Below are 26,816 nucleotides of genomic sequence, written 5' to 3' on the forward strand. Positions count from 1 at the left end.
AAATGGCGATCACCGATGGAATGAGTACTGCGGATATGCAGTCGAGATTGGCTGCGCTGCAGGCGGCCTATTTCGATCTAGCCTCCGGGGCCAAGATCGTGACCGCCACGTACAACCAGGGCGACGGAACAAAGTCGGTCACGTATCAGCAAAGCGACATTACCCAGGTCCGGAAGGCCATCGAGATGCTCCAGAAGGCTCTCGGAATCATCTGCCACTATCCACGCGCACGCAGGGTGCTGTTTTAATGCCATCTCTCATCGTCGACAGTTCGGGCAGGCCCTTCGGGGACGTGCCGGCGGGCGGTCGTGCGCGTGCCGATAACTCGCCGTCGCCAGGAGCGATCCTGCCGCCGTATTCGAGCTTGTTCCCATACGAAGCCTCGAATATCCAGACGACGGAAATGGGCGATTGGCTGCCCTATATCCGGTCGCCTGATTCCGAGATCAATCAGTTCCGTGATCGCATGGTCGCGCGATCGCGCGATCTCTCTCGGAATGATGGTTGGGCGAATGGCGGGATCACCCGCATTCTGGACAATACCGTCGGCGCGCATCTGCGCCTGTCGGCAAATCCGGATTGGCGTGCGCTCGCGCGCTTCAGCAAGAAGTTCGACGCGACATGGGCCAACGAGATGCGCCAGGCGATCGAGTCGCTCTGGCGAGGTTACTCGGAGGATCTTGGCCGCTACAACGACGTGTCGCGGCAGCTGACAGTTTCGCAGCAGATGCGGCTCGCGCTGCGTCATAAGCTGATCGACGGCGAAGCTCTCTTCGTTTCGTATTGGAAGCCTGAGCGCGTGGGTCGCGGTGGCGCGCAATATGCGACCGCGTTTCAGGTGGTCGATCCGGACCGGCTATCGAATCCGTATCTCGCGGTCGACACGCGATATATGCGTGGTGGCGTCGAGATCGACGACGATGGCGTACCGCTCGCGTATCACATCCGGAAAGCTCAGCCGTATGACACTTACAACACCGTCGAATCGATGGAATGGGAACGTGTCGAGCGTGAGGATGAGGACGGTTGGCGTCGGGTCATCCACGACTATGAGCGTGACCGCGCTGGTCAGCACCGCGGCATCGGTATCTTCACGCCCGTGCTGTCTCACGCCAAGATGCTCGCCCGCTATTACGGCGTCGAGCTCCAAGCGGCGACGGTCGCAACGATCTTCGGTACGTATGTGACCAGTCCATACGATCCGGCCATGATCGAAGCAGCGATGGATAGCGAAGGCGAGGAACTCGGTTATTACCAGGAGATCCGGACGGATTGGGCAAAAGATCGGCCCGCAATGCTCAACAATGTGCGCGTCCCGACGTTGGCGCCTGGTGAGGAAATCAAGCAGGTCGCTGCAGCGCATCCGCACAGTGGCTTTCAAGATTTTGCGCACGAAATGCTGCGCTCGATCGCGGCTGCGCTTGGCGTCTCGGCAGAGCAGATCACGCAGGACTGGAGCAAAACCAACTATTCGAGCGCGCGCGCAGCGTTGCTCGAGAGCTGGAAGACGCTCAGCCGACGAAGCGCTGAATTCAAGATGGGATCGGCTACGCCGCTGTATGCGACCTGGTTGCAAGAAGTGATCGAGCGAGGCGATCTCGACGATGTCTTGCCGATCGATGCGCCCGATTTCGTCGAGGCACCGACTGCATATGCGCGGTGCGATTGGCTCGGCGTCGCACGCGGCTGGGTGGATCCTGTGAAAGAGAAGCAGGGCGCGGTACTCGGCATGGATGCGGGCCTGTCTACGCTCAAGCGTGAATGTGCTGAACAAGGGCTCGACTGGGAAGAAGTGATCGCGCAGCGTGCCGTCGAATTGGCTGCATTCAAGCGACTCGGAATCGCCCCGCCCAGCTGGGCTGGAATCGAGACTGCGGCCGATGCAGCCTCTCCTGAAGAAGAGCCTCAACCTCAATGAAAAATCTCCCGTTCCTTGCGCAGCGGTTGTTCAATACGCCGCTCGCCATCACTCCCGCGAAAGCGGAAATGGTGATGGCTGCGCTTGCAGATCGTTTTGGACTCACGAAGCTGTTTCGAGCGAGCGGTGAATCGTTCGCAATGAGCGAATTCGGATTCGAGGAAGAGGAGTCCGAGCCGGACTACCGCTATTACGATGTCGTCGCGGGCGTAGCGATCATTCCGATCACGGGCACACTGGTGCAGAAGTCGGGGTACATGCGTCCGACATGTGGGATGACGGGCTACGACGGCATCCGGGCGAATCTGAGCACGGCGCTCGAAGACCCTGCCGTTCGTGCCATCATGCTCGACATCGACAGCGGCGGTGGTGAAGTTGCCGGCTGCTTTGATCTTGTCGACGCAATCTACGGTGCGCGAGGCACGAAACCGATCTGGGCTGTTCTTTCGGAGAGCGCTTATTCCGCTGCATATGCAATTGCAAGCGCGGCGGATCGCATTACTGTGCCGCGTACTGGTGGCACCGGGTCGGTCGGCGTGATCTGCGCGCATGTTGATTTCTCCCAGGCACTCGCCAAAGACGGAGTTACCGTCACGATGATCCACTACGGAGATCGGAAGGCCGACGGGAATGAATTCAATCCTCTGTCCGACGAAGCCCTGAGCCGGTTCCAAGCGGACGTTGACGCGATGGGCGAGCTGTTCGTCAAGACGGTCGCACGCAATCGAAAACTGTCTGCAGCCACAGTTCGTGGCACGCAGGCTGGCACGTTTCTCGGCGCTGATGGCGTCGAGATCGGCTTCGCCGATGCCGTGATGGCGCCGGACGAGGCATTCCGATCCCTGCTCGCCGAGCTGGGCTGACATATCCCAAACCCCAAAAGGTTCATTTATGAGCATTCGCACCCTTGCGGCGCGCGGGCTTTCGTTCGCCCATCTGGCCGGCCTGTCGTCCCGCGCGGCCCGCGCCGAGAACGAAGACGACGAGCGCAAGCAGCGCGAAGGTGAATCGGACGACGATTACGCCAAGCGTATGGAGGAGCTCGACGAGAAGGAGGAAGAGGCACGTCGAGCCGAAGAAGAGAAGAAGGACGAAGAGTCTCGGCGCGCTGAAGAAGAGCGCAAAGAGGAAGAGGCTCGCGCTCGCGGCGAAGACGATCAGGACAGCGATCTCGAGGCCGACGATGACGACGAAGAGATGCGAGGGAAAAGTGCATCCGCCCGCGCGCGTAAGCGTGAACGGGCACGTTGTGCCGCGATCTTCGCATCGCCGGCCGCGGCGCGCAATCCGGTGCTTGCGGCCAATCTCGCATTCAAAACGAGCATGAAGCGGAGCGAAGCAATCGCAATGCTCAAGGCGACTCCGGCGCCGGCATCGGCTGCGCACCTCAATCGGGCCGAGCGCAATCCGAATCTCGGCGCGGACGGTGGTCCGAAGCCGTCGCAGCAGCAAGCCCTGGCAGCGCGCTGGGACGCGAACCTGAAGGCCGCGAGCGCTCCCCGCCGCCGCTGATTCGCGTCATCGATCTTCACCTCTTCCTCAAGGAAATGAAACATGGGTAACCCCACCTATACGCCGCTCCAGGAAAACTGGCACAACGGCGGATTCATCGTATCGCTGGCGAATGGTCACCAGTCGATCGATCAAGGCATTCTGACCGGCGGCGCTAAGGTGCTCGCAGGCACCGTCCTCGGCCTGGTCACGGCGGCTCTGACGGCAAGCGCCGCCGCGCTCGGCACGAATACGGGCAATGGCACCGTCGGAGCTGTGACGCCACAGGCTGCGCCCGCGACGATGATCGGCGTCTACAACGTGCTGATGACCAGCGCGACGGCATTTACGGTCACGGCTCCGGACGGCCAGACGGCGACCGGGTCCGTCGGGTCCCCATTCAGTGGACTCGGCGTTGGCTTCACGATCACCGCCGGCGGCACGCCGTTTGCCGCGAACGATTCGTTCACGCTCACGACGACGAGCGCGCCCGGAAACCCGAACATCGCTTCCGCAGCCGGCGCAAGCAACGCCGGCAACGGCACCATCGGTTCGCTGAGCGTTGCCGGGTATGCGGCGAAGGCCGGCGTCTATACGGTCGAATTCGATGATGCGACCCATTTCATTGTCTCGGATCCCACGGGCGCCGAAGTGGGTCATGGCACGACCGGTGTCGCGTTCAAGGCCGGCGGCCTCTCGTTCACGATCACGGCCGGTGGCACGGCATTCGGGCCTGGCGACAGTTTCGCGATCACGGTCGCGGCGGGTTCGGGGAAATACAAAGCGTTCGATCCCGCCAATGTCGATGGCTCCCAGGTGCCGACCGGCATCCTGTTCGCGACGAAGGACGTCACGACCGTCGACAAGCCGTGTGCGGTCGTCGTGCGGCTCTGTGAAGTCAACGCATCGGAACTCGTCTGGCCGGCTGGCATGAGTGCCGCAGCGATCGCTGCAGCTCAGGCCCAGCTGAAAGCGCTCGGCATCGTGCCGCGCTAATAGGGGCGCCCGCCGACCGTCAAGCCGCCTACGGGCGGCTTTTTCATTTCTGCAATTCCGAGGCCGCCAGCAAGGCGGCTTTTCTTTTTTTCCGAAAAGGAACAAGCCATGGCTGGCGAAATCATCGACATTTTCAACGGTGACGCTTTCAGCGCACTGGCCCTCACGCAGGGCGTCCAGCGCAACCCGTACCAACCGGGTGCGCTGGGGCAGTTGAACATCTTCGACGAAAACCCGATTCGCACGACGGCCGTTTCGGTCGAAGAGCGTACAGGCACGTTGAAGCTCATCGGCTTCAGCGAGCGCGGCACCGAAGGCACGCAGCGCACGACCGAGCGTCGCAAAATGCGCTACTTCGACGTGCCGCGGCTGATGCACGACGATACGATCCACACGTATGAAATCCAGAACATCCGCGAATTTCCGGAAGGCCCGACCGGTCAGATCGTGACCGTGCCGATGCAGCTCGAACGCGAAGTCGCGCGCCGGCTCGCAGGCCCGACCGGCCTGCTCGCGAGCGTCGAATACACGAAGGAATATCTGCGCCTGGCAGCGGTGCAGGGCCTCGTGTTGAACCCCGCCGACGGCAGCATTCTGTACAACTGGTTCGACGAGTTCCAGATCACCCAGGCGCAGGAAGTCGGCTTCAATCTGAGCGCGGGCACTGCGAACACCCTGCGTCCGCTGATCAACGGCGTCAAACGCAATATGGCCCGCAAGGCGCAGGGCGCGTTCACGAACCAGACGCGGATTATGGCGCTCTGCGGCGACGTGTTTTATGACCAGTTCTCGAACCATCCGGACGTGATCCGGACGTTCCTGAACTGGGAAGGCGCTCGCGACATCCGCGACGACGCGTTCGGCGACGCGTTCGCATCGTTCGAGTTCGACGGCATCACGTGGGTCAACTACCGCGGCTCGGACGACAACGTCACGGTCAAGATCCCGGACGACAAGGTCAAGTTCTTCCCGGTGAATGCACCCGGCATCTTCCAAGAGGTGCTGGCGCCGGGCGAATCGGCCGAGTTCATCAACCAGCCGGGCGCGCCGGTCTACGTGCTGCCGATCATCGATCGCGACCGTCGCATGTGGTGGAAGATGGAGGTCTACTCCTATCCGCTCTACCTGTGCACGCGTCCGGAGGTTCTCCAGAGCGGCCGTGCGGAGGCGTAAATGCCCATCGACTGGAACCGCGTCGTCATCGGGCCGCTGCACGGTGTTTTCGCTGAACCGGTGACGTACAAGCCGTTCGCTGGCGGATCGTTCTCGATCACTGGCGTATTCGACGATGCATACCTCAAGGAAGTGATGTTCGAGGATGCATCGTCGGGTGTGACCGAAGTGTCGGCGGTACTGGGTGTGCAGCTTTCGCAGTTTCCATCGCTTCCGGTCCAAAACGACCAGCTCTCAATCCCCAGCGTCAATAGCACGTACGTAGTTCGGCAGGTTCGCCCGGACTCGCGTGGTGCTGCAAGGCTTCTTCTCAATAAGGTGAGTTCGTCGTGACGACATCCGCAGATCTTCGGGCGCTGTTCGTAACGGCGCTCAAGGGTGCGACGGATGCAGGGGACGCAGTTTTCTCGCCGTACGACTGGCCGACGGCGCCGAACGCGTATCCATCGATCCTCGTGCACGCGCGTAAGGAGCGGAAGGAATCGCTCGGTCGCAACGTACCGCAGTTCAACGTCACGGCGACGCTAGAGATCATCGCTCGAACGAAATCGGCAGCGCTTGTCGGCGATGCGGGCTCCGCGGCCGCGCTTGCTGCCGCGGAGAAGCTAAAAGCCCAGATCGAATCAGTGTTGATCAACAACCCTGCGATCTGGGCAGATCCGGCCGGTGGCCAGCGTATTCAGCAGTTTTCATCCGTCGATTCGGAGCTCACGACGAGCTCGGATGGAGAGATGCCGATCGCGGAATTGCTGATGACGATCGACGTCGAGTTCTTCCAATCGGCGGATGACTTCTTCCCGATCCCGCTCACGCCGCTGCAAGGCGTTGACCTGGTGATCCAGGAGCCGGACGGCACGACGCAGCCTGGCTTGACCATCAACTTCTGAAGGAGCGACGCATGGTCGTTCAACCTGTTCCGGGTGGGCCGAACGTGCTCGATCCGGTGACGAAGCAGTTCATCCCGCCCGAGGGCATCACGGTGGACGACTTCGACCTGTACTGGCATCGACGCATCGCTGATGGCGATGCGCGAATCGTCGAGCCCCAGGCGCCCGCGGCGGCGAAGGTGGCAAAAATCGAAAAGGGTGATCAATGACCATCTCGTTTCCGAACGTTCCGCAGAACCTGCGCGTACCGCTGTTCTATGCGGACATCGATCCCCGCAACGCAAATACCGGTCAGCCGACACTGCGCGCACTGATCATCGGTCAGATGACCAGTGCCGGCTCGGCGACGCCGAATGTCCCGCTGATCAGCCAGGGTGTGTCCGACGCGAAGGCCGTCGGCGGCCAAGGGTCCATGTTGGCTCTGATGACGGCGGCCTATCGAGCGCGTGATCAATTCGGCGAGGTCTGGTATCTCCCGCTCGCAGACGACCCAGCTGCGGTAGCGGCAGTCGGCTCGCTCAATTTCACGGCAGCGGCGACTGCCGCAGGTGTGTTGTCGCTGTATATCGCGGGCACCCGCGTCTCGCTGAACGTATCAACGTCGCAGACGCCCGCGCAACTCGCGACGGCGCTGGCCGCCGCAGTCAACGCCGTCGGTGACCTCCCGGTTACAGCTGCCGTCGACGGAACGACGACGAGCAAGGTCAATTTCACGGCCAAGAACAAGGGCGCCGGTGGGAACGACATCGACCTGCGGCTGAACTACCTCGGCACTGCCGGCGGAGAGGCGACTCCGGCCGGCATGACCGTCGCAATCGTCGCGATGGCTAGTGGAGCGACGAATCCGTCGCTCACGGCCGCGCTTGCGAACCTGGGCGACAAGACATTCGACTTCATCGCGCTCCCGTACAACGACACCATGTCGCTGAATGCGATCAAGTCGTTCCTGAGCACGCAGACGGGCCGGTGGAGCTGGGCGCAACAGCTCTATGGCGGCGCATATGGCGCGTATCGCGGCACGCTCGCGTCGTGCCAAACGTTCGGCGCGACGCGGAACGATGAGCATGTGTCGATCACAGGCTTCAACGATTCGCCGACGCCGAACTGGATCTGGGCGGCTGACATCACGGCGGCCGTCGCTGTTTCGGCTCAAGCGGACCCGGCTCAGCCGTTGCAGACCGTCACGCTCGCGACCGCTCTGGCGCCGCCGGTGCAGTCCCGGTTCCAGCTGACGGATCGCAATACGCTGCTGTACACGGGCATCAGCACATTCACGGTGGCGGATGACGGCACCGTCGCGATCGAGAACCTGATCACGACGTACCAGACGAACAGTTTCGGGCAGCCCGACAACAGCTACCTCGAGGTCGAGACGATGAACACACTGGCGTATGTGCTGCGTCGGCTGAAATCGGTCGTCACGACAAAGTATGCCCGCGTGAAGCTGGCGGCGAACGGGACGCGGCTCACGGCCGGGAACAACGTCGTCACGCCGAACATGATCCGTGCGGACTTGATCGCCGACTACAAGGCGATGGAGGAAAGCGGATATGTCCAGGGTAGTGCGCAGTTCGCGCAGGGGCTCATCGTGCAGCAGAACGCCACGAACCCGAATCGCGTCGATGTGCTGTATCCGGCCGTGCTGATCGATCAGCTCCGGATCTTCGCGCTACTCATGCAGTTCAGCAATCAGGTCGCTGCGGCCTGATCACGGTAGCGATGTCCACGAAGGCGCCCTAGGGCGCCTTTTTTCATTTCAGGAGGGCATTCGATGCCTAGCAATCTGCTCGCTGGCACGGCGTCCGTGTCCGTCGACGGCCAGACCTACATGGTGTCGGCGAACTTCAAGTACAGCCCGGGCAAGAAGACGCGCGAATCGCTCACGGGCATGGACGGCGTGCATGGCTACAAGGAAAAGTGGCGTGCTCCGTCGATCGCCATGCAGATGCGCGACTGGGGCGGCTTGACGGTCGAGAACGTCAACAGCATGACGAACGTGACGGTCGTCGCTGAGCTCGCGAACGGCAAGACGATCATCGGCCGGAACATGTGGTCGGTCGAAGATCAAGAGGTGGACTCCGAAGACGCCGTGTTCGACGTCAAGTTCGAGGGTCCGGAAGTCACCGAAACGACGACGAACTGAACATGAGCGATCACGACAACACTGCGCCGGCCGCGCCCGAGCATCCTGAAACCCTCACTCTCATGCTGCGCAAGCCGATTCAGATGAAGGGTGACTCGGTCGCATATTCGCATCTCGAGCTGCGTGAGCCGACCGTCGACGAGCTCGATCGTTCGCTGAAAGCCGGCGAAACATCGCTCGCCACCAATGCAGCACTCATCGCGTTCATCACAGGGATTCCCGTGCAAGCGGTGCGCACGCTCGGGAAGCGCGATTACGAGGAGGCGGTCACGTACCTCCAGGGTTTTTGACCGCGTGGCCCGTCGGTTGGCGTGGGCTGGTCGCCGAGGTCACGAAGTACTACCACTGGGGGCCGGAGGATGCGTGGCGCCTCAAATTGAGCCGCTTTCTCTACTGGTATGAGGAGGCGAAGCGATTGAAAGACATGGGAGTTAGTTGATGGCGGCGCCGGTCTTTCAGATCACGATCGATGCGGTGGATAAGGCGACGGCGGTCGCCAAGCGCGTCAACGAGTCCATCGCAAAGATTACGAAGCCGATCGCAGACGTTAAGTCGTCAGTGGCCGGCTTCAATAAGGAAACCGGTCTCGACCAGCTCGGCAAGAAATTCGAATCTGTCGGAAAGTCAGCGCAGACGGTCGCGCGCAGCGTCGCATCGATTGCGCCGCCGCTCGCGGCGATCGTGGGCGTTGGGAGCGTGGCTGGGATCGCGGCATTTGCGACGAGCTGGGGCCGTGCTGCAGCCGAGATTGCCAATACCTCGAGCATGATCGGCGTTACGACGACCGACTTGCAACGCTATCGGGGCGCCGCTCGCGTAGCGGGGCTATCTGCCGACGCAATGACGAGCAGCATGCAGTCGCTCGGCGACGCGTTCGAGGATGCATCAGCGGGCCGGAACAACTTCGTTGCCGGCGTGCTCTCCGACAAGGGGATCGGCATCCATCGCCTGAAGGACGGCACGATTGATGTCGTGCGTGGCCTTCATGACATCGCGGGCGCGGCCTCGAAGATCACGAACACACAGGCGCAGCGGAAGTTTCTCGACATTTTCGGGCTCGGCGGTATCCAGGCGATGATTCGCCGCGGCACTATCGACCAGTTCGTTGCGAAGTTCGACGAATTGCACGCGACGATGTCGCCCGAGCAGATTGCACAGGGCGAGAAATTTAACCAGTCCATGATCGCGCTCGATGCGTCGGTCGACAAACTGAAAAATTCGATCGGATCGGCTCTCGCGCCGGCGCTTGGCCGAGCTGTCGACGAGTTCGCACGTCTTGCTGACGATTACGGCCCGAAGATCGCGCATTGGATCGACAACGTCGACTGGGACAAGACCGCGAAATCGGTCGCGGGTGTTGGCGAGGCCCTCGGAGGCGTCAAGGGCATCGCGCTGGGAATCGCCGCTGTCACGTTCGCAGGACCGATCGCTGGGTTGGCGACCCTTGTGGGGAAGGCAACTGCGCTTTCAGGCATCTTGATGCCGTTGGCCGCGAACCCGATCGTCGCCGGCGCGCTGGGGCTGCTCTATAGCCAGGGCTTGAATAAAGGCGAGGGCGATACGCGGCTGACGCAGCCTGGCGACGTATGGGACGGCGATCCGATAGGAGCGCGCCGTCGCGGAGGAGCCGCTGCAGATTCGAAAACTGCCGATGTAGTCAATTCCCTGATGTTGAAGGGATGGAGTAGGAAGCAGGCTGCCGGTATCGCCGCGAATCTCTGGTCAGAAAGTATGTACAACCCGGGAGCCATCGGAGATGGCGGGAAGGCATACGGGATCGCGCAATGGCATGCAGATCGACAGGATGCATTCAAGAAGCTGTTCGGTATCGACATCCGGAAATCGACTCTCGATCAGCAGCTTCAGTTTGTTGATTACGAGCTACGGAGCGGAAGCGACAGAGGGGCGCGTCAGGCTGGAAATGCGCTGATGGGCGTCGACAACGCGGCTCAGGCCGGCGCGATCGTATCTCGCCTCTACGAGAGGCCGGCCGACGCGGATGGCGAGGCGTCGAAGCGAGCGCAGGCGGCTGATTCGATCGATTCGTCGGCCCGCAAGAATTACGGAACGCAGAAGCTCGAGGTCACGATCCATATGCCGGGGGCGCCGCATGGTACCCGCGCGAGCGTGCACTCGAACGGCGAGGTTATGGCGACCGGCCAGATCGGTCATTCTTTGTTGATGGGGCCATAAGATATGAGCATCACGACGGGTGTGGTGATCGCTGGCAGCATCGGCGGGGTTGCTGCGTCAGCTTCGGATCTCGTGAGCGGGGTTTCGAGCGTCGTCAACGGCGTGTCGAACCTGCTTTCTGGGAACTGGCAAAGCCTGATGCGCGGGGCCTCGTACGGGGGTGTTCCGTTCGCGGTAGAGGCTGCGCGCACGGCCGGCGGTCGGCGCAATGCAGTCCACGATTACCCGTATCGCGATGAGGTTTGGGTCGAGGATCTCGGCAAGCTCCCTCGCCAGTTCAACCTGGTCGGATTTCTGGTCGAAGACAGCCTCATCTACGGCGGTGGCTCGGTCATCGGTCAGCGCGATCGCATGTTCAATGTCTGTGAGGCGGCTGGACCACAGACTCTCGTGCATCCGACGTTTGGCACCATCGAGAACGTGAATTGCCTGAATGTCGAATTCATGGAGCGCAAGGATCTCGGTCGGGTGGTAGAGGTGATGTTCACCTTCATTCGGACCGGCCTGAGAATCTATCCGAAAGCGGTAGATTCGACGCAGGATGTAGTTTCGGCGGCAGCCGAGGCATTGAACGCTTCTTCGCTTCTCGATTTCATCAAGAACACGGCGTCCGCCATTCAGGCGGGGGCTGCTGTCGTTCAATCTGCTGTTTCGGCTGCCGTCGGGATCTACCAGCTTGGCGTGACGGCGGTGAACGACGTAAAGCGGTTCCTCGGCGCGGTCTCGACGCTCTCCGGGAATTTCGGTCGGCTGTTTGGCGGTGGAAATTCCGGCTACCTCGGATCAAACCAGAAGGCGCCGGCCGGCACGACAGTATCGATGCTGATTAAGAACGATACGGCATTGCGATCGGCAGTGAACTCAACCGGGACGGCCCTTCAGGCAGCTGCAGCGTCGGTCGTAGATACGGCGTCGTTTTCGGCCGCCGCGGTGTCGTTTGTTCAGGCCGTGGCCGCATCAGCTTCTGATCCGGCAGATGCGATCCGTATGCTTGCGAGCATGGCGACGTACTCGCCGGCCGGCATTACCTCGTCATCTGCTATCGGAAGCGCGATGGCAGTGATGCAGACAGCATGCGGCGCGCTTTTCCGGCGCGCCGTGCTGGCTCAGCTTGCGAAGACTGTCACGGCATATCAGCCGGCATCTCAGCAGGATGCGCAGGCACTTACTGCAAGCGTGACTGCGATGCTCGATGCCGAGATCGAGATCGCGGGAGATGCTGGGGACGATTCGAGTTATGCGGCGCTTCGGGCGCTTCGGCAGGCGGTCGTTGCTGATCTTCAGGCTCGAAGTGCAGGAATAGCGCCGGCGACGACGTTCAATTTCGCGGCTCCGCTGCCGGCCCTTGTGCTTGCGAATCGCATTTATCGAGACTCGACCCGATCCGATGGACTCGTTCAACAGGCGGATGCAGTACATCCTGCTTTCTTACCTACTTCGTTTCAGGCGCTCGCGACGTAATCCATGGATGACGAACTCTCCCTGAGTATCGGCGGTCAGTCGATCTCGGGGTGGACCAACGTGCGCGTTACAAGAGGAATTGAACGCCTGCCAAGTGACTTTGAGCTGGGTCTCACCGAACTTTATCCCGGCCAGCTCGACCGGGTCGTCGTGCAACCTGGCGACGAATGCATCGTGAAGATCGGGGCGGACGTCGTGCTCACCGGTTATGTCGATCGTTACGTGCCGTCAATGGACGCGCATAGTCACACGATTCGCGTCGCTGGGCGCGGGAAATGCCAGGATCTTGTCGATTGCGCCGCGTTCTGGCCGAATGGCCAGATCAGCGGGACGTCGGCGCTCGATGTCGCGTCGAAAATCGCTTCGCACTATGGGATCACGGTTTCATGCGATGTCGAGGATCTGCGAGCAATCCCGCAGTTCAATCTGTTTCTCGGCGAGTCGTGCTACGAGATCATCGAGCGCATCAGCCGATACAGCTCGCTCCTCGTGTATGACGCGCCGGATGGGAATCTGGTTCTCGCGCAGGCCGGCACAGTCAATGCGGCGAGCGGGTTTCAGCAGGGTGTCAATGTGCAGGCCGCGACGGTTCAATATTCGGCAGATCAGCGGTTCCAGACATATACGGCGTTCACGCAGTCGGTGCAGATGTATTCAGACATTGGCGTGGCAGGCAATGTGATCGCAACCGCGACCGATGCAGGCGTGAAGCGACCGCGCGAACGCGTGATCATCGCCGAGGCGGTTCAGGGCTTCCAGGATCTCGCGAAGCAGCGAGCAATCTGGGAAATGAATCGGCGGATCGGACGCGCCGCAGTCGTGACCCTCACGACCGATTCATGGCGCGACTCCGCTGGCACGCTTTGGACACCGAACACGCTGGTGCCGATTCTATTGCCGCAGTTGAAGCTGGCCGACGAGTCGGGGACCGGCCCGGTGACGTGGTTGATCGGCGAAGTGACGTATCAGCGGAATCTGCAATCCGGCACGACCGCCACGATCACGGCAATGCGCCCGGAAGCATATCTTCCCGAGCCTACGGCTCTCCAACCGATGTTTGTCGACGGCAGCACCAATCCTCAATGAGCGATCAAGCGAACGGAGTGACTGCGCGTATTGCGCGGTTCATCACTGTGGTCACGGGATGGGGGCGCGTAACGCATCAGAACGACTCGGGCGGTGCGCAGCTTCTTCAAGTGCAGGTGAATTCCAGGGAGACGATCGACAATTTGCCTCGCAGTGCTGAATTCGGGCTGACCAGTGTCCCGCCGAACGGGTCCGACGTGACGATGCTCAATCTCGGCGGCGGTCGAAACAATGCAGTGATCGTCGGCACTAATCATCAACCATCGAGGCCCCGCAACTTGCAAGCTGGTGAAACGATGCTGTACAGCCAGGATGGCAAGAGTGTGTATCTCACCGCCAGTGGTGGTGTTGTCGTCGAGGCTAAAGGGCAGGCAGTCACAGTCAACGATGCATCGACCGTCACGATCAATGCAGCCACGAAGGTGCGCATGGTGACGCCGCTGTTTGAATGCACTGGTGACATCGTCGACAACTGCGATACGACCGGCAGGAGCATGGCCGCCGATCGCGTGATCTTTGATGGGCACGACCACGACGTAACCAATGTCCAGGGCGGTCTCGATACCAGGACAACGAACTCGCCGAACCAGACCGAATGAACCCGACAGACATCCAGATTTTCTGGGACGCGGCCAACAATCGAGGCGACTGGGCGACGCTAGGTCCGGTACTTGCGACCGGCAACGACCTTGAGACAGCGATTATCGTAAGCCTCTTCACGGATCGCATGGCGGCGCCGGATGACGTGATTCCAGATGGCTCCGGTGACCCTCGGGGATGGTGGGGTGACGATGCAACGAGCCCGATCGGTTCTCGTCTTTGGCTTCTTCGTCGCTCAAAGCAGACGACGGAAACGTTGCAGCGTGCATACGACTACATCGCAGAGGCTTTGCAGTGGCTGATCGACGATGGCGTCGTGGCCAAGTTCGACATCATGGTCGAGTGGACGCGGACCAGTTTTCTCGGCGCGAAGGTCATTGCCTATCAGAAGGATGGGACGAAAGTCTCGCTTGCCTATTCGTGGGCTTGGAACGGAAATTCATAAATGCCATTCTCGCGACCGACACTCTCGGATTTGAAAGCACAGGTTGCGGCCGACGTTCAGGCGAACCTGCAGGGCGTCAGTGCGCTGTTGCGGAACAGCGTCCTGCGCGTCATCACGGTAGTTCAGGCCGGCCTTGCATACCTGCATTACGGTTATCTCGATTGGATTGCCAAGCAGGCGGTTCCGTGGACCGCGACTGATGAATATCTCGTTGGCTGGGGTGCTCTCAAGAACGTCTACCAGAAGGGAGCTACTCCAGCATCTGGGGTGGCTGCATTTTTGGGGGCCGTCGGCACGACGATTGCATCGGGAACGACGGTCGTTCGTGGGGACAGCAGGACATACATAGTTCAATCGTCAGCAACGGTGGGAAACGGCGGTTCAGTAGTGGTTTCTGTGCTGGATTCTCTGCCTGGTGCCGCGGGTAATTGCGACGCCGGGACGGTGTTGTCCCTCGGAACCGCAATTCCTGGTATCCAGTCATCTGGCGTGGCAGCAGTCGATTTTATTGGTGGCGCTGATGTGGAAGGTGATGATGTGTTCCGCTCGCGCGTGATCGCTGCTTTTCAGGCGAGTCCGCAGGGCGGCGACCAGAACGATTACATCTTATGGGCCACCGCGATTCCTGGGGTTTCGCGCGCATGGTGCCTGCCTAACGGCTTCGGGCCTGGCACTGTCGTCGTCTATTTCATGATGGACGAGGCAGAGTCTGCTCATTCTGGCTTCCCTCAAGGAACCAATGGAGTCGCGGCGAGCGAGACGCGCACCGTAATCAAGGCGACAGGAGATCAACTGACGGTCGCAAATGCGATCTACCAGTTGCAACCTGTCACCGCGCTGGTCTATGCGTGCGCGCCGCTTGCGAACCCGGTCAATTTTTCGATTTCTGGCCTCTCAACTGCATCAAGCGCGACGCAGTCAGCTGTTGAGGCGGCCATTGCCGACGTATTTCTGAGAAAAGGTGCTCCCGGCGGGACGGTAGATATTTCCGACATCAACTCGGGGATCGATGCAGTGCCTGGCACTTCTGGATTTGTGATAACTGCGCCGATTGGAAATATCGTAAGCGCAGCCGGGTACTTGCCTACGGTTGGCACCGTTACTTTTAGCTAAGGGGGGGCTATATGGCTGCCCCGACACTGCTCGCCGCAAATTTTCTGAGTGCGATCCAAGCGCTCCTCCCTCGCGGTCAAGTGTGGCCGCGTGATCCGGATGCAGTACAGACCAAGGCGCTTTCTGGACTTGCTCCGTCGTATGAGCGAAACACCGCGCGCGCGAATTATCTGCTCGCCGACGCATTTCCAGCGACGGCGCTTGAACTTCTCCCCGAATGGGAGGCGTCCCTGGGGCTTCCGGATCCATGTGCTGGATCTGCGCCGACATTGCAGCAGCGCCGTGCTCAAGTGGTTGCACGCTTAGCAAACAGTGGCGGCCAATCGATTCAGTTCTATATCGATTTTGCCAAGAGTCTTGGATTTGACGTCACCGTTACCCAGTTCACCCCCTTTCGCGTTGGGCAGAACAGCGCTGGTGATGCCGTCAATTCAGAGGCATGGGCGCACACGTGGCGTGTGAATGCGCCCGCTGTAACGGTCAGCTATTTCAGAGCGGGTCAGTCTGCCGCTGGAGAGCCGCTGGCTGTTTGGGGAAATTCGGTGTTGGCGTGTGAGATGCGATCGATCAAGCCGGCGCATACGCAGGTGATTGTTGCAAACCCGGGATTTCTCGGGCAGTCATTCGTTTTGGATATTTCTACGCTTTCCTAATCCGGGTGGGGCATGTTTCGTACAGATCAACAAACTGCGGTTTCTTCAATCCCGGCTCCGGCCCCTGCGGGCACGGGCGGTTACTTCACTGGAGGCAATCCAGCGACGGGCCAGCCTGCTACGATCCTGGATGCGGACTGGCTGAACATGGTCCAAGAAGAGCTGATGAGCATCCTCGCGGCGGCCGGGATTGCGCCGAGCAAGACCACATATACGCAGGTGCTGTCGGCAATTCGGATTCTTCTGGGTCAAGTTCAGCAATCCCAGATTTACCGGGTCGTTCAAAAGTCGGCGAACTATGCCGTACAACCTTCGGACGCTGGGACGATGTTTTATGCGAGTGCGGCGCTGACCTATCAGTTGCCGGATGCCGCAACCGCTGTTGGCTCGGTATTCGGTTTCATGAATCAGGCCGGGCATATTCCGACCCTGCAGACGTCTGTTGCGGGACAGACGATTCAGGGCGAGAACCTTCTGGGCGCGGCATCGCTTTCGCTGGCCAAGCAAGGTTCGATGTGTATCGTAATGTCGGACGGCTCGAATTATATTCCTCTGTCCGCATCTCCAGCGATTTGGTCCCCGAAAGTTGCGCCTGCATATAACGGAACCTCGATCAATGCGCCCGCCGCAAGTACCACATACACGACGACGGTCACGTTCACGGCGCCGAGCAATGGCATTGTCGTGGCGACCGGTTCGGTGAACGTCTCCGGAACTTCTGCATCGGTGTTGAACGGCGCTCTGTTGATCAACGGGACGAACACCTCCAATGACTCAACGATCTCCTCGCAATCGCACATGGGGTGCGCACCGATCCTCGCCGGCCAAACGGTGACCGTGACCCTGCAAATGATGACGCAATCCACTGCGCCGGGCGTAGCGATGGGAATGCACGTGCAGGCAATGTTCGTTCCGAATCCCTGATTTTGAGGCAGTCCAATGACCATCGAATACTACGTTTTCGCGAATGCAGCGGGGCAAATCACCGGCTCAGGATCGACGGCGGACGGCACGATTCCGGAGGGAGCGATTATCTGCACCCAGAGCCAGGCCGCGAACCCGTTGGCCTACGCCATCGCCGGCGAAAGCGTCGTCGAGGCGAGCGGCGCGCAGCTTCTGGAACAGGCCCAAGCGGCCCAGATCTCCATCGTCAACGCCTCCTATGCGGCCGCAGTAATGGAGCCGGTCTCGTTCAAGACTGCTGAAGGCGCAACCGAATCGTTTCAGGCCGATCCGGGCAGTCAGCTGGTATTGATGCAAGCTACGCAGGGCTATACGCTGGCCGGTAGCGTGCCAGCCGGTTTTTACTGGGTTGCGGTCGACAATACGCAGGTTCCGTTCACTCTCACCGATCTGAGCGCGTTGTACCAGGCGATGCTCGATCGCGGCTGGGCGGCGTTCCAGCGTAAGCAAACCCTGAAGGCTCAAATTGCAGCGGCTACGACTGTCGCTGCCGTGCAAGCAATCTCGTGGTGATTGAGCTATGAAAAACAGTTTTTTTCGATCGTTAGGTTGCGTGCTGTTCTATCTGACGGTCGGCGCGAACTTTGCGCTGGCCCAGAGCTCACCCGGATTCGTGACCGGCCAGGTTCTGACCGCACAGCAGCTAAACAACGCGTTCTCGAATGTCTTGGCGCTCAGCGGCGGAACGCTGACTGGCCCGCTCACAGTGCCGACGCTCATCGCAGGGAACGCGAGCATTTCGACAGGGACAATATCGGGGGCAACGATCTCCGGCGCCACCATCAATGGGACGTCCATCGGTTCGTCGATACCTAGCAGCGGGGCATTTACAAATGCCTCTGTGAGCGGATCAATGACGTTCACAAACGGATCGGATACGATTTCTGCGATCAACAATGCTAACAACGTGTTGGTATTCACAGGCTCAGGTGGAAGCAATGCAAAGAGCCTTGCAGTGCTGAACCGAGGTGGCTATATCGCATCGTCGGATGGAAACGTAGGAAATGGCGTTGAGATTGGCTCCGATGCTACAAATACCATAATCGTACAAGGCTTGAATGCGAGCGGCATTGCGGGCCTTGATACGAATTTCACGACGTATCGTCCTTCTTTGTCGAACAATACGTTTATCGGGCCGACCATGTCTGCGGCCCCCGGGGCCGAAGAGCATATCTGGTTAGGTACTGACTATCAGAATAGCCGTTATGTGATTACGCAAACTGTCACCGGAACCGGTAGTTATCACCCGATGGCATTGAATAATGGGCAGGCAGATGCGCTCGTCGTCGGGACCGGAGCAACTCCGTCTACGACGTTTTATGGTGGCGGCATCGTATTGGCGGGCACGGAGGGAAATCAGATCGGGTGGGCGGCCGGTGGGCAGAACTGGCAAGTCAATGCAGTTTCCGGTGGGAATTTGTATGTCCACGATAGCACGCACAACAAGTTTCCGATTGCCGTCGTTCCTAACTCATCGGCGGCGCTCGCAATCAATTCAGCATCGTCGACGTTCACCGGCGGTCTGGATTCGACAGCCATAGGCCCCAACACGCCGAGCACGGGAGCATTCACGACGCTATCCGCGTCGAGCACCGTGAGCGGTGCGGGATTCACGAGCTACCTCGCGTCACCTCCGGCGATCGGTGGCACAGCAGCCAACGCTGACTCCTTCACGAATCTGTCGTCGTCCGGGACCGTAAGCGGGACAGGTTTCTCGAGCTATCTGTCTTCGCCTCCGCCCATCGGCGCAACGACGGCGAATACGGGGCGCTTCTCGACGCTTTCGTCGACCGGCACCGGCGCGATGCCGATGTACAGCACGACCGGTACCGGCGTGAACGCGCCGCATATGGTTCAAGGCACCGTCGCGCTGTCGTCTGGATCGGCGACGGTCACGCTCAGCGGATCGGCGGCGTTCTCGTCCTCGTCGACTTATACCTGCACCGCGAACGATACGACCGCCACGAATGCGGTGAAGGTCAGTCAGGGCTCCGGCACGTCGATCACGTTCACGGGCACCGGCACCGACTCAGTGCAGTTTCTTTGCGCGGGCAGCTGATCGAGTTCGCATAAAACCATGCATAGCCGCCTTTGGGCGGCTTTTTCATTTCCGGGGGGATGAATGACCGACAACGTATCGGGGAGCGCTCGCGTCGAAGAGCGATTTCGTGCCGGAGAACGCCGATTCTCGAAGCTTGAACGTCGAATCGATGAGAGCGATGAGCAGGTGAAGGCTCACCTGCAACAGCAGGATGCGCACCTTCAACAGCAGGACGAGAAGATCGATACGCTCGTCGCCGAGATGGCTGACCTCCGAGCGGACACGAAATCGATTCAGGCGAATACGCAGTCGATGGTCGATACATGGGAGGGCGGCGCGCGCGCAGTGCGCGCGTTGTGCCGTCTTGCCGATGCGTGGCGCTTCCTTGTCCGGCACGTCGCCGGCCCGACGATCGCGTTCGGCACGGTCGGTGTGATCGTCTTTCGCTATATGCGACACGAACCGATCCCCGATTGGGCGAGCGCGGTCGTGAAACTGCTTCTGGGATGACCATGACACCACAAACTCTTTCCGCCGCGCTGCGGATCCCGCTCGCGCGTGCGATGCCGTGGGCAGATCCGCTTTCAGCCGCTATGGCGCTGTATGCGATCGACTCTCCCGCGCGGCAGGCTGCGTTTCTCGCGCAGTGCGGTCATGAGACGGGCGGTTTCCAGTGGCTCCGCGAGATCTGGGGGCCGACGGCGGCGCAGCGCGCGTACGAGCCGCCGGCCGCGAAGGCGGCGGAGCTGGGCAACACGCAGGCCGGAGATGGCTTCCGGTACCGCGGCGGCGGCCTGTTGCAGCTCACCGGCCGCTACAACTTCCGTGAGATGGGCCAGAAGATCGGCATCGACCTCGAGGGCAACCCGGACCTGATCGCGCAGCCTTCCACAGCAGCGCATGCCTCGGCGCAGTTCTGGGCTGACCACGCGCTCAGCGCCTTTGCCGACGCAGGCGACTTCCTCTCGATCAGCCGCGCGATCAATCTCGGCAATCCGCGCTCGGCGGCGACACCGAACGGCATGCCGGACCGCCTGGCACTCTGGGGTTCCTGCAAGAAGGCGCTCGGCGTGGCCTGACGCGCCAGTTTTCGATTTTTGGAAATTTCGCAATCCAGCCTGGCCGCGCGCCGGGCTTTTTCATTTCTGGACCAGACATGACTCTATGCAGCCATGACGTCGCGCTCGAGCAGCGCTGCGAGAAGTGCACGGCCGAGGGCCTCGCCGGCCTGCCGAAGATCGCCGGCGAGCACGCCGTGCGCGTGACCGACGTCGAGATCGAGTACTACCCGGATCACGCCGAGCCGCGCACCGAGTCGGCGACGTTTCGCCATACGAAGAAGGTCGGCCATGCCGCCGGCCTGCGCTGCTCGATCAGCGGCCAGCCAGCGCCCGAGTACCACCACCTGTTCTGCGAGTGGGCCGATTCCGATGGCGTCGACTGGGCGACCGTGCGCGGCATCGCGCTCGGCGAGATCAAGGAAATCCCAGTGCTCGATCCCGAGACCGACCAGCCGACGAAGGAACTGTATCCCGCCGAGGAATCCTTCATCTGGCTCATCTGCAAGCTCGTCGAGCTGCGCGGCTTCGACTGGCATGCGTTCGACCCAGCGAAGCCCGAGACCTTCGTCGACGCGATGGTGAACATGCTGCCGCTCTCCGCGAAGTTCCATCGGTCTCCGACGCACGGCATCCATCACCGGTCGTTCCCGACCTACGTGTTCCAGGCGTTCCCGCGCAAGGCCGGGTTCGTCTTCACCCCGGACGAGCTCGTCCAAGACCACAAGGAGTAGCCATGCCGAGATCCATTCTGCAAACCGGCGCTGTCACGTTCACCGCGTCGTCGTTTGTCCCGCTCATCGATTGGGCCGCATCTGCGATGGGCGTGAAGATTCCGCTCGATGCACAGCTGCAAATCGCGGCAGGGCTGATCACGATCGGGCACGCCATCGTCGATCGCTTTTTCCCGCAAGCCGTCACCCAGCAATAACCACATGCCGCGCGCCGCGGCACCACTCCTGAAGGATCCTTCATGAAGAAGCTCATGCTGCTCGCGGCAGGCATTGCTGCGTCCGCTTTCCTCGTCTCCGGTTGCCAGTCGCTCGGCCCGGTTCAGCAATCGCCAGCCCAGATTGCCGCAGTCTTGTGCCCGGCGACGAACAGCGCAATCACCCAGATCACGGCATTCAATGCGGCCATGGCGCCGACGCTTCCGTCCGCTGCGAACGCGAACGTCGTGCTCGAAAAGACCGTCACACCGATCGTCGCCGGCGCGTGTGCAGCCGGCGCGACGATCACGTCGTCGAGCGTCCAAGCGCTCATCACGCAGGGCATCCCGGCAATCGCTGGTGTCGTCGCGGCACTCCCGCTGGCGCCGACGACTCAGGCGGCCATTCAGGCAGGATTCGCGGCAGCCGAGCTGGCCGTGAATCTGGTCGGGATGTACGAAAACGCGCTTCAGGCGGCGAAGACGTCGGCCGCGATCCCGGCTGCCGTGCCCATTCAGGCACCCGTCACGACGTCGAAGGCGATGACGAAGTTTCAGCCCGGTGACGTGTTGACTGCTGAAGATCTCAACCGGAATTTCCAGTCGCTCAATCGTCGTCTCGAAACGCTCGAAGCGCATTCTCAGCCGGTTGAGTTGACCGACGGCTTTTTCATGGTGCCGGCGGTCAATTACCCGTCGACGCCGCTCGCTGGCACGCCGCTGCAATGAAGCTCGAAGAACAGAAGCACGACGACGGCACGCGGTCGATGCTGTTCGAGTGCCCGGGCTGCGACATGCTGCACGTCGTCTATGTCAAGGATGGCCGGTCGAATGGTCGGCCGGTGTGGCAGTGGAACGGCAGCATGGCCAAGCCGACCTTCTCGCCGTCCGTGCTGGTTCGCTACCCGTGTGGCGAGAGCCGTGAGGAACGCGTCTGCCATTCGTTCGTGCGAGAAGGGCGCATTCAGTACCTCAACGACTGCACGCACGCCCTTGCCGGTCAAACGGTCGATCTGCCGGAGATCGAGCCATGACCCCGCGCGACTACGCACTGCTCGCGCAAGAGGCGTATTCCGCGAAGCCGGACATCGGCAAGGCGGCCAGCGCCTCGCGCGCGATCGTCCGGCAGACGGCGGCCGGCCTGGTCGTTGCCTTCCCGGGCACTGACAATCTCGACTGCGTGGCGGCCGATCTCGACGCGCATCCGATCGACGTGATCGGCATCGGCCAGGTGCATCACGGATTCTGGAAGGCGTGGGGTGCGATTGCTGTCGACGTGCTCGCCGCGATCGATGGCCACCCGGTGACGCTCGTCGGGCACTCGCTCGGCGCCGCGATTGCGATCATGGCGGCGTCGGCGATGGTGGCCGCTGGCCACGCGCCAGTTGCTGTCTACGGCTTCGAGCCGCCGCGGGTGAGCACGAACGGGAGCGTCGCGGCGTTGCTCGCGGAGGTGCCGCTGAAGCTGTATAAGAACGGGAACGACATCGTGCCCGAGCTCCCGCTCGACTGGCACCACGCTGGCGTTATTCAGCAGATCGGACGCCCGATGTTTCCAATCCCGAATGTGACGGATCATGCGATCTCGCGGGTGATTACGGCTTTGTCTGCAACGGCAAGCGGGGCATAAAAGGGCAGCGACTATTGCTCAAACTACGAAGGGATGCGCCATCGTAATAGCGTGAGAAGCCTCCAGATGGCGGATGACCTCATCTATCAACTTGCTTAGTTCCGTTTCGATTTCTTCGCCGCTCATAGAGCGCAGCAGGCCCAAATTACGGGCAGCAGAGTCTATCTCTTCCTTTGTTATCCGGAGGAAGGGGTGCAACTGATCGGGGCGACGCAGATCGTTGTTCGAGGTCATTTATATGGTCTCTCGTTCAATTGTGGAAGTTGCTCAATTAAGCTGTAAGGGATTCTACACGGCTTCTATGCTGCGCCGGCTTGGAGCGCAAGAGCGATGCGGGATACCGATTGCACTTGCTCAGAAGTAGCGCTGGGCGAGCAGGTCGCAGGCTTCGTCGTCGAACCCCATCGCGTGCACTCACCGGCTGCACCCATGATTCGGGTTCGAGCGCATCGGCACGCATTTCGAGCAGGTACAATGCGCGATGCCCGCTCCAGGCTCGGCGGTGCCTGCCCAGTGCTCGCATGTCCAGCACGTGCGCGTGACCGTGCGAACGTGCAGGCCAATATATCCGCCACCGTTCTTTTCCATGATGCGAAACAATGCTGTATATATATACAGTGTATCGCCGCTTCAGGCCAAGGCTAGGATTTTTCGGTTTTCCGCGGCGCGAGGCGGTCTAGCCATTTCCACCCGGCCCAGCGGTCTCCGCTATGGCGCAGGTGCGTATAGCGCTTCAGCGAGATCCAGCTCCGGTGTCCCGTTACAGCCGCCACGTGAGGGATATTCCAGCCCATCTCGAACAGCCGCGACGCGCCCTCGTGGCGCAGATCGTGAAATTTCAGGTCTTCGATGCCGAGGAATGCGCAGGCGTCCGTGAAGCTGTCGCTGATCGACCGGTGATTGTATGGGAAGATCGGGCCCGAGGCAGGGCGCAAAGCCTCGACGATCCGCGCGGCCTCTGGCGGCACGTCGCACCACGTGTCGTTTCCTTTTTTTTGTCCCGGGTGCTTCATGTCGCGCACCAGCTGCCGATCGCCCTCGAAGTCCTCGATCCGGATCCTGGTAATTTCTTCCTGCCGGCGCGTGGAGAACATCGCGTAGACGATGATCTGGCGCATCGGGATCGTAGCCCGGCCGCGCGTCTCCATCTCGGTGTAGTAGGTGAGGATCCGGTCGAGTTCGTCCGGTGTCGGCCGGCGGTCGCGGTTTCGTGATCGATCTGTCATGCCGAGCCGCCGCAAGACGACCATCGCGTCGTCCAGCTCTTTCTCGTCAAGCGGGTACCCCCATCCCGGCCGCGCAATGCGCACGACGGCCGCCAAATGCGAGATGTAGTTGCTGACTGTCTGCGGCTGCACATTCAAACTGCGCGCGAAATCGACATAGTCGGGGCTTTTCAACGTCGAGCACTTCCGGCTGCCAATCGGCGCGGCCTTGATCGAGTTCAGCACCTGCGTCTTGGTGCGGCCGATTCCTTTCTTGTCCTCCCTCACGTAGCGGTCGATCACGTCCTTCAGCGGCGGATCTTCCTGCTTGGCCGACTCAAGCGCACCGGGCGCCGCGAGCGCCTTTTCGCGCTTCTCCATCCAGGCCCGTGCGGCCGCCTCCCTGTCGAATGTCTCCGCTTCGGTGTAGACGACTTTCCCTTTCTCCTTTCGGCGAATCTGGGCGGTGTACCCTATACTTCCATCCTTACGTTTTCTCGGCGTGATCGTTCCCATGGTCCCCGGTGCTACGCGGCAAAAATCGGAGCTACATCGTAGCACCATAGCCAAAATATTCTCAATTTTCCTACGGGATTCTCAGGAATTCTGCGCCGCCGATAGAGAGTTAAGTGTCTGATGTTTCAGGAAAATTCAATAAAATCAACGGGTAGGCGTGTTTCGGTGGCCCCGATGCTCGACTGGACCGACCGTCATTGCCGTTCGTTCCACCGGACGCTGACGCGCGATACGTGGCTGTATACGGAGATGATCACGACGGGCGCGCTGTTGTTCGGCGATGCCCAGCGGCATCTTGCGTTCACGCCGAACGAATCGCCGGTCGCGCTGCAGTTGGGCGGCAGCGAGCGCGACGATCTGGCGCGCGCGGCGAAGCTCGGCGAGCAGTGGGGCTACGACGAAATCAACCTGAATTGCGGATGTCCGTCCGAGCGTGTGCAGCGCGGCGCGTTCGGCGCGTGCCTGATGAACGAGCCGCAACTCGTCGCGGACTGCGTGAAGGCGATGCGCGATGCGGTGTCGGTGCCGGTTACGGTCAAGCACCGGATCGGTGTCGACGCGGTCGAGGACTACGCATTCGTGCGCGACTTCGTCGGCACGGTGGCCGAGGCTGGCTGCGAAACGTTCGTCGTGCATGCACGCAATGCGATCCTGAAAGGGTTGTCGCCGAAAGAGAACCGCGAGATCCCGCCGCTCAAGTACGACTATGCGTATCGGTTGAAGCGCGATTTTCCTTCGCTCGAGATCGTCATCAACGGCGGCATCACGACGCTCGACGAGGTTGCGCAGCATCTCGAGCATGTCGACGGCGTGATGCTCGGCCGCGAGGCGTATCACAACCCGTACGTGCTCGCGGAGGTCGATGCACGCTTCTATGGATCGACGGCAGCGACGCCGACGCGCGAAGAGGCCGAGGCGAAGCTGATCGAATACTGCGCGGCCGAACTGAAGCGCGGCACCTACCTCGGCGCGATCGTGCGGCATGCGCTCGGACTGTATCGCGGGATGCCCGGTGCACGTGGCTGGCGTCGTGTGCTGTCGGACAACAAGAAGCTTGCACGCGGCGATCTGGCCGTGTTCGACGAGGCGCGCGCGCATCTGAACGAGGCCGAAGAAGTTTTTGAAAAAAAAGCTTTGCAAGATTCAAAAGTGTTCGTATAATCTTGTTCTTCGCTGCTGAAACACAAAAGCAGCGAAGAACAAAAAGCAGTAACAGTGGTGGCTGTAGCTCAGTTGGTAGAGTCCAGGATTGTGATTCCTGTCGTCGTGGGTTCGAGTCCCATCAGCCACCCCAAAGAATTCTGAGCAGTATCAAGCAGTTAGAAACGGCACTGAGATTTTATCCAGTGCCGTTTTTGTTTTGGAATTCCCAAATTGGGAATTACATGCCTCTTCGCTTTACGATTTTCGTTCGATCGTAGACGCGCGCCGTCGTCGCCGGATTCGCATGCAAGTCCGGCAATGCGCCGCGTTCCGCCTTATGCCGCGTCACGTAATACGCGCGCAGGTCGTGGAACGTAAAGCGCCTCCCGATCTTCTTCAGCTCCAGGGCCTTGCTCATCAGCTTCGACCATTCGGTCTTGAAGCCGGCCGGCGTGTAGTGCGTCGCGTATCGATTCGAGAACACGTATAGGCAGTCGTCCTTGCGAGCAGCGCGCAGGCGCGCGATCAGTTCGGTCAGAGCGGGCGTGATCTCGATATGCTCGATCACCTCGCCGCGTTTCTTGCCGCGCTGCTTCGCGCGCTTGACGCGGATCTCGCCGGCGGCTTCGTCGATCTGAGGCCACGCGAGATCGAGAAACTCGACCTTCCGGTTGCCCGCCAGCGCCGCATATTCGGCGGCCATGCCGATGACCGCCTTTTGTCCGCCGAGCGACGCTACCCAGGCGGCGAACGACTGGAAGTCTTCCGGTTCGGGTGCTTCGGTGCGCGGCTGCTCCTCGTTCCGACGAACCTCGCGACAGGGGTTATGCTTGGCCTCGCCGCGGTCGATCGCCAGACCGATCAGGTTCGAAAGCAGCGCAACCTCGCGGTTGGCGCGCACCGGCGCGGCTGCGCGCTCGATGCGCAGATAGCGCGAGACGTGTGTCGCGTCGATGTCGGCGGCGCGCATGTCGCCGAACGTTTCCAGCAGCGGCCCGCTGCATTGCTTGTAGTCGTTGCGCGTGTACTGCGAGTAGCGCTGCCATCCGGGCGTCTCCTGGAACTGCTCCCATAGCCGCGCGATCGTGCCAACGTCGTCGCCGGCGCCGAGCAGGTCGAGCACCTTGCGTATTGCGACGAGCCGGTCCTGGCCGAGGTTGATCGGCTTCTTCC

Annotated in this window: 33 protein-coding genes and 1 tRNA gene; 31 read left to right on the forward strand and 3 right to left on the reverse strand. The window is 60.9% G+C overall.

The features are described 5' to 3' along the window. Positions 1–2: 2 nt before the first annotated feature. From gpW to APZ15_RS12050, 29 genes are all read left to right on the forward strand, one after another. A complete protein-coding gene (gene gpW, locus APZ15_RS11920; protein WP_027787589.1) occupies positions 3–248 on the forward strand; it encodes a gpW family head-tail joining protein in 246 nt (81 codons plus the stop codon). Beyond that, entirely contained in the window at positions 248–1,918 is a 1,671-nt protein-coding gene (locus APZ15_RS11925) for a phage portal protein (RefSeq protein ID WP_027787588.1), read from the forward strand. Before gpW ends, APZ15_RS11925 begins: the two co-directional genes overlap by 1 nt. Then, positions 1,915–2,781, forward strand: coding sequence for a S49 family peptidase (locus tag APZ15_RS11930; protein ID WP_027787587.1), 867 nt, complete (start codon positions 1,915–1,917; stop codon positions 2,779–2,781). Before APZ15_RS11925 ends, APZ15_RS11930 begins: the two co-directional genes overlap by 4 nt. 28 nt (positions 2,782–2,809) lie before the next feature. Further along, positions 2,810–3,430 (forward strand): hypothetical protein, encoded by a 621-nt coding sequence (locus APZ15_RS11935; protein WP_051363286.1) that lies wholly within the window; start codon positions 2,810–2,812, stop codon positions 3,428–3,430. 42 nt (positions 3,431–3,472) lie between these two features. Then, complete coding sequence (locus APZ15_RS11940) at positions 3,473–4,405, forward strand: head decoration protein (protein ID WP_051363285.1); 933 nt, start codon at positions 3,473–3,475, stop codon at positions 4,403–4,405. Positions 4,406–4,513: 108 nt separating this feature from the next. After that, positions 4,514–5,578 (forward strand): major capsid protein, encoded by a 1,065-nt coding sequence (locus tag APZ15_RS11945; RefSeq protein ID WP_027787586.1) that lies wholly within the window; start codon positions 4,514–4,516, stop codon positions 5,576–5,578. After that, the gene (locus tag APZ15_RS11950) at positions 5,579–5,911 is read left to right on the forward strand and encodes a head-tail joining protein (protein ID WP_027787585.1); all 333 of its coding nucleotides are present in this window, start codon (positions 5,579–5,581) and stop codon (positions 5,909–5,911) included. It begins immediately after the preceding gene. Then, positions 5,908–6,465, forward strand: coding sequence for a hypothetical protein (locus tag APZ15_RS11955; RefSeq protein WP_027787584.1), 558 nt, complete (start codon positions 5,908–5,910; stop codon positions 6,463–6,465). The genes APZ15_RS11950 and APZ15_RS11955 overlap by 4 nt, the downstream gene beginning before the upstream one ends. Positions 6,466–6,476: 11 nt before the next feature. After that, positions 6,477–6,674 (forward strand): DUF2635 domain-containing protein, encoded by a 198-nt coding sequence (locus APZ15_RS38450; RefSeq protein ID WP_027787583.1) that lies wholly within the window; start codon positions 6,477–6,479, stop codon positions 6,672–6,674. Further along, entirely contained in the window at positions 6,671–8,173 is a 1,503-nt protein-coding gene (locus APZ15_RS11960) for a phage tail sheath subtilisin-like domain-containing protein (RefSeq protein WP_027787582.1), read from the forward strand. The genes APZ15_RS38450 and APZ15_RS11960 overlap by 4 nt, the downstream gene beginning before the upstream one ends. Positions 8,174–8,236: 63 nt before the next feature. Next, positions 8,237–8,608, forward strand: coding sequence for a phage tail tube protein (locus APZ15_RS11965; RefSeq protein ID WP_034195783.1), 372 nt, complete (start codon positions 8,237–8,239; stop codon positions 8,606–8,608). A gap of 2 nt (positions 8,609–8,610) precedes the next feature. Further along, entirely contained in the window at positions 8,611–8,898 is a 288-nt protein-coding gene (locus tag APZ15_RS11970) for a phage tail assembly protein (RefSeq protein WP_051363284.1), read from the forward strand. A 148-nt stretch (positions 8,899–9,046) separates the two neighbouring features. Continuing rightward, positions 9,047–10,801 (forward strand): phage tail tip lysozyme, encoded by a 1,755-nt coding sequence (locus APZ15_RS11975; protein WP_060078860.1) that lies wholly within the window; start codon positions 9,047–9,049, stop codon positions 10,799–10,801. A 3-nt stretch (positions 10,802–10,804) separates the two neighbouring features. Next, positions 10,805–12,262 carry a DNA circularization protein gene (locus tag APZ15_RS11980; protein ID WP_027787578.1) on the forward strand — a complete coding sequence of 486 codons (1,458 nt, stop codon included), beginning with the start codon at positions 10,805–10,807 and terminating at the stop codon, positions 12,260–12,262. Between the two features lie 3 nt (positions 12,263–12,265). Continuing rightward, the gene (locus APZ15_RS11985) at positions 12,266–13,348 is read left to right on the forward strand and encodes a phage baseplate assembly protein (protein WP_027787577.1); all 1,083 of its coding nucleotides are present in this window, start codon (positions 12,266–12,268) and stop codon (positions 13,346–13,348) included. Continuing rightward, positions 13,345–13,947, forward strand: coding sequence for a phage baseplate assembly protein V (locus tag APZ15_RS11990; protein WP_027787576.1), 603 nt, complete (start codon positions 13,345–13,347; stop codon positions 13,945–13,947). The genes APZ15_RS11985 and APZ15_RS11990 overlap by 4 nt, the downstream gene beginning before the upstream one ends. Further along, positions 13,944–14,393 (forward strand): phage GP46 family protein, encoded by a 450-nt coding sequence (locus APZ15_RS11995; RefSeq protein ID WP_034195782.1) that lies wholly within the window; start codon positions 13,944–13,946, stop codon positions 14,391–14,393. Before APZ15_RS11990 ends, APZ15_RS11995 begins: the two co-directional genes overlap by 4 nt. Next, entirely contained in the window at positions 14,394–15,506 is a 1,113-nt protein-coding gene (locus APZ15_RS39160; protein ID WP_081040790.1) for a baseplate J/gp47 family protein, read from the forward strand. Positions 15,507–15,517: 11 nt separating this feature from the next. Then, positions 15,518–16,159 (forward strand): YmfQ family protein, encoded by a 642-nt coding sequence (locus APZ15_RS39165; protein ID WP_081040791.1) that lies wholly within the window; start codon positions 15,518–15,520, stop codon positions 16,157–16,159. 12 nt (positions 16,160–16,171) lie between these two features. Beyond that, positions 16,172–17,083, forward strand: a complete 912-nt coding sequence (locus APZ15_RS12000; RefSeq protein WP_138143318.1) for a hypothetical protein — start codon at positions 16,172–16,174, stop codon at positions 17,081–17,083. Positions 17,084–17,098: 15 nt separating this feature from the next. Continuing rightward, on the forward strand, positions 17,099–17,635 hold the full coding sequence (locus APZ15_RS12005; protein WP_051363283.1) for a DUF4376 domain-containing protein: 537 nt from the start codon (positions 17,099–17,101) through the stop codon (positions 17,633–17,635). Positions 17,636–17,642: 7 nt separating this feature from the next. Next, a complete protein-coding gene (locus tag APZ15_RS42130; RefSeq protein ID WP_226153273.1) occupies positions 17,643–19,181 on the forward strand; it encodes a beta strand repeat-containing protein in 1,539 nt (512 codons plus the stop codon). Between the two features lie 63 nt (positions 19,182–19,244). Further along, positions 19,245–19,673: a hypothetical protein gene (locus tag APZ15_RS42135; RefSeq protein WP_027787571.1), complete on the forward strand. Its 429-nt coding sequence runs from the start codon at positions 19,245–19,247 to the stop codon at positions 19,671–19,673. Positions 19,674–19,675: 2 nt separating this feature from the next. Continuing rightward, positions 19,676–20,242 carry a glycoside hydrolase family 19 protein gene (locus tag APZ15_RS12025; protein WP_034195780.1) on the forward strand — a complete coding sequence of 189 codons (567 nt, stop codon included), beginning with the start codon at positions 19,676–19,678 and terminating at the stop codon, positions 20,240–20,242. 77 nt (positions 20,243–20,319) lie between these two features. Further along, entirely contained in the window at positions 20,320–20,955 is a 636-nt protein-coding gene (locus APZ15_RS12030; RefSeq protein ID WP_027787569.1) for a hypothetical protein, read from the forward strand. Between the two features lie 2 nt (positions 20,956–20,957). Next, on the forward strand, positions 20,958–21,152 hold the full coding sequence (locus tag APZ15_RS12035; RefSeq protein ID WP_034195779.1) for a hypothetical protein: 195 nt from the start codon (positions 20,958–20,960) through the stop codon (positions 21,150–21,152). Between the two features lie 42 nt (positions 21,153–21,194). Continuing rightward, positions 21,195–21,878, forward strand: a complete 684-nt coding sequence (locus tag APZ15_RS12040) for a hypothetical protein (protein WP_027787568.1) — start codon at positions 21,195–21,197, stop codon at positions 21,876–21,878. Next, positions 21,875–22,183, forward strand: a complete 309-nt coding sequence (locus APZ15_RS12045) for a ubiquitination-like system serine protease family protein (RefSeq protein WP_027787567.1) — start codon at positions 21,875–21,877, stop codon at positions 22,181–22,183. The genes APZ15_RS12040 and APZ15_RS12045 overlap by 4 nt, the downstream gene beginning before the upstream one ends. After that, positions 22,180–22,779 carry a lipase family protein gene (locus APZ15_RS12050; RefSeq protein WP_027787566.1) on the forward strand — a complete coding sequence of 200 codons (600 nt, stop codon included), beginning with the start codon at positions 22,180–22,182 and terminating at the stop codon, positions 22,777–22,779. The genes APZ15_RS12045 and APZ15_RS12050 overlap by 4 nt, the downstream gene beginning before the upstream one ends. An 18-nt stretch (positions 22,780–22,797) precedes the next feature. Here APZ15_RS12050 and APZ15_RS12055 read toward each other — a convergent pair whose 3' ends face one another. Both APZ15_RS12055 and APZ15_RS12060 read right to left on the reverse strand, forming a co-directional pair. Next, positions 22,798–23,013: a hypothetical protein gene (locus tag APZ15_RS12055; protein WP_027787565.1), complete on the reverse strand. Its 216-nt coding sequence runs from the start codon at positions 23,011–23,013 to the stop codon at positions 22,798–22,800. A gap of 407 nt (positions 23,014–23,420) precedes the next feature. Then, positions 23,421–24,500, reverse strand: a complete 1,080-nt coding sequence (locus APZ15_RS12060; protein ID WP_027787564.1) for a tyrosine-type recombinase/integrase — start codon at positions 24,498–24,500, stop codon at positions 23,421–23,423. 120 nt (positions 24,501–24,620) lie between these two features. Here APZ15_RS12060 and dusA point away from each other — a divergent pair, with 120 nt between their 5' ends. Both dusA and APZ15_RS12070 read left to right on the forward strand, forming a co-directional pair. After that, on the forward strand, positions 24,621–25,661 hold the full coding sequence (dusA, locus tag APZ15_RS12065; RefSeq protein WP_081040793.1) for a tRNA dihydrouridine(20/20a) synthase DusA: 1,041 nt from the start codon (positions 24,621–24,623) through the stop codon (positions 25,659–25,661). A 57-nt stretch (positions 25,662–25,718) separates the two neighbouring features. Then, positions 25,719–25,794: transfer RNA gene (locus tag APZ15_RS12070), tRNA-His, on the forward strand. 87 nt (positions 25,795–25,881) lie between these two features. On the opposite strand, the gene APZ15_RS12075 is transcribed toward APZ15_RS12070, so the two are convergent. Next, positions 25,882–26,766 carry a tyrosine-type recombinase/integrase gene (locus APZ15_RS12075; protein ID WP_226153272.1) on the reverse strand — a complete coding sequence of 295 codons (885 nt, stop codon included), beginning with the start codon at positions 26,764–26,766 and terminating at the stop codon, positions 25,882–25,884. Between the last annotated feature and the right edge of the window lie 50 nt (positions 26,767–26,816).

The sequence above is a fragment of the Burkholderia cepacia ATCC 25416 genome (assembly GCF_001411495.1).
Taxonomy (GTDB): Bacteria; Pseudomonadota; Gammaproteobacteria; order Burkholderiales; family Burkholderiaceae; genus Burkholderia; species Burkholderia cepacia.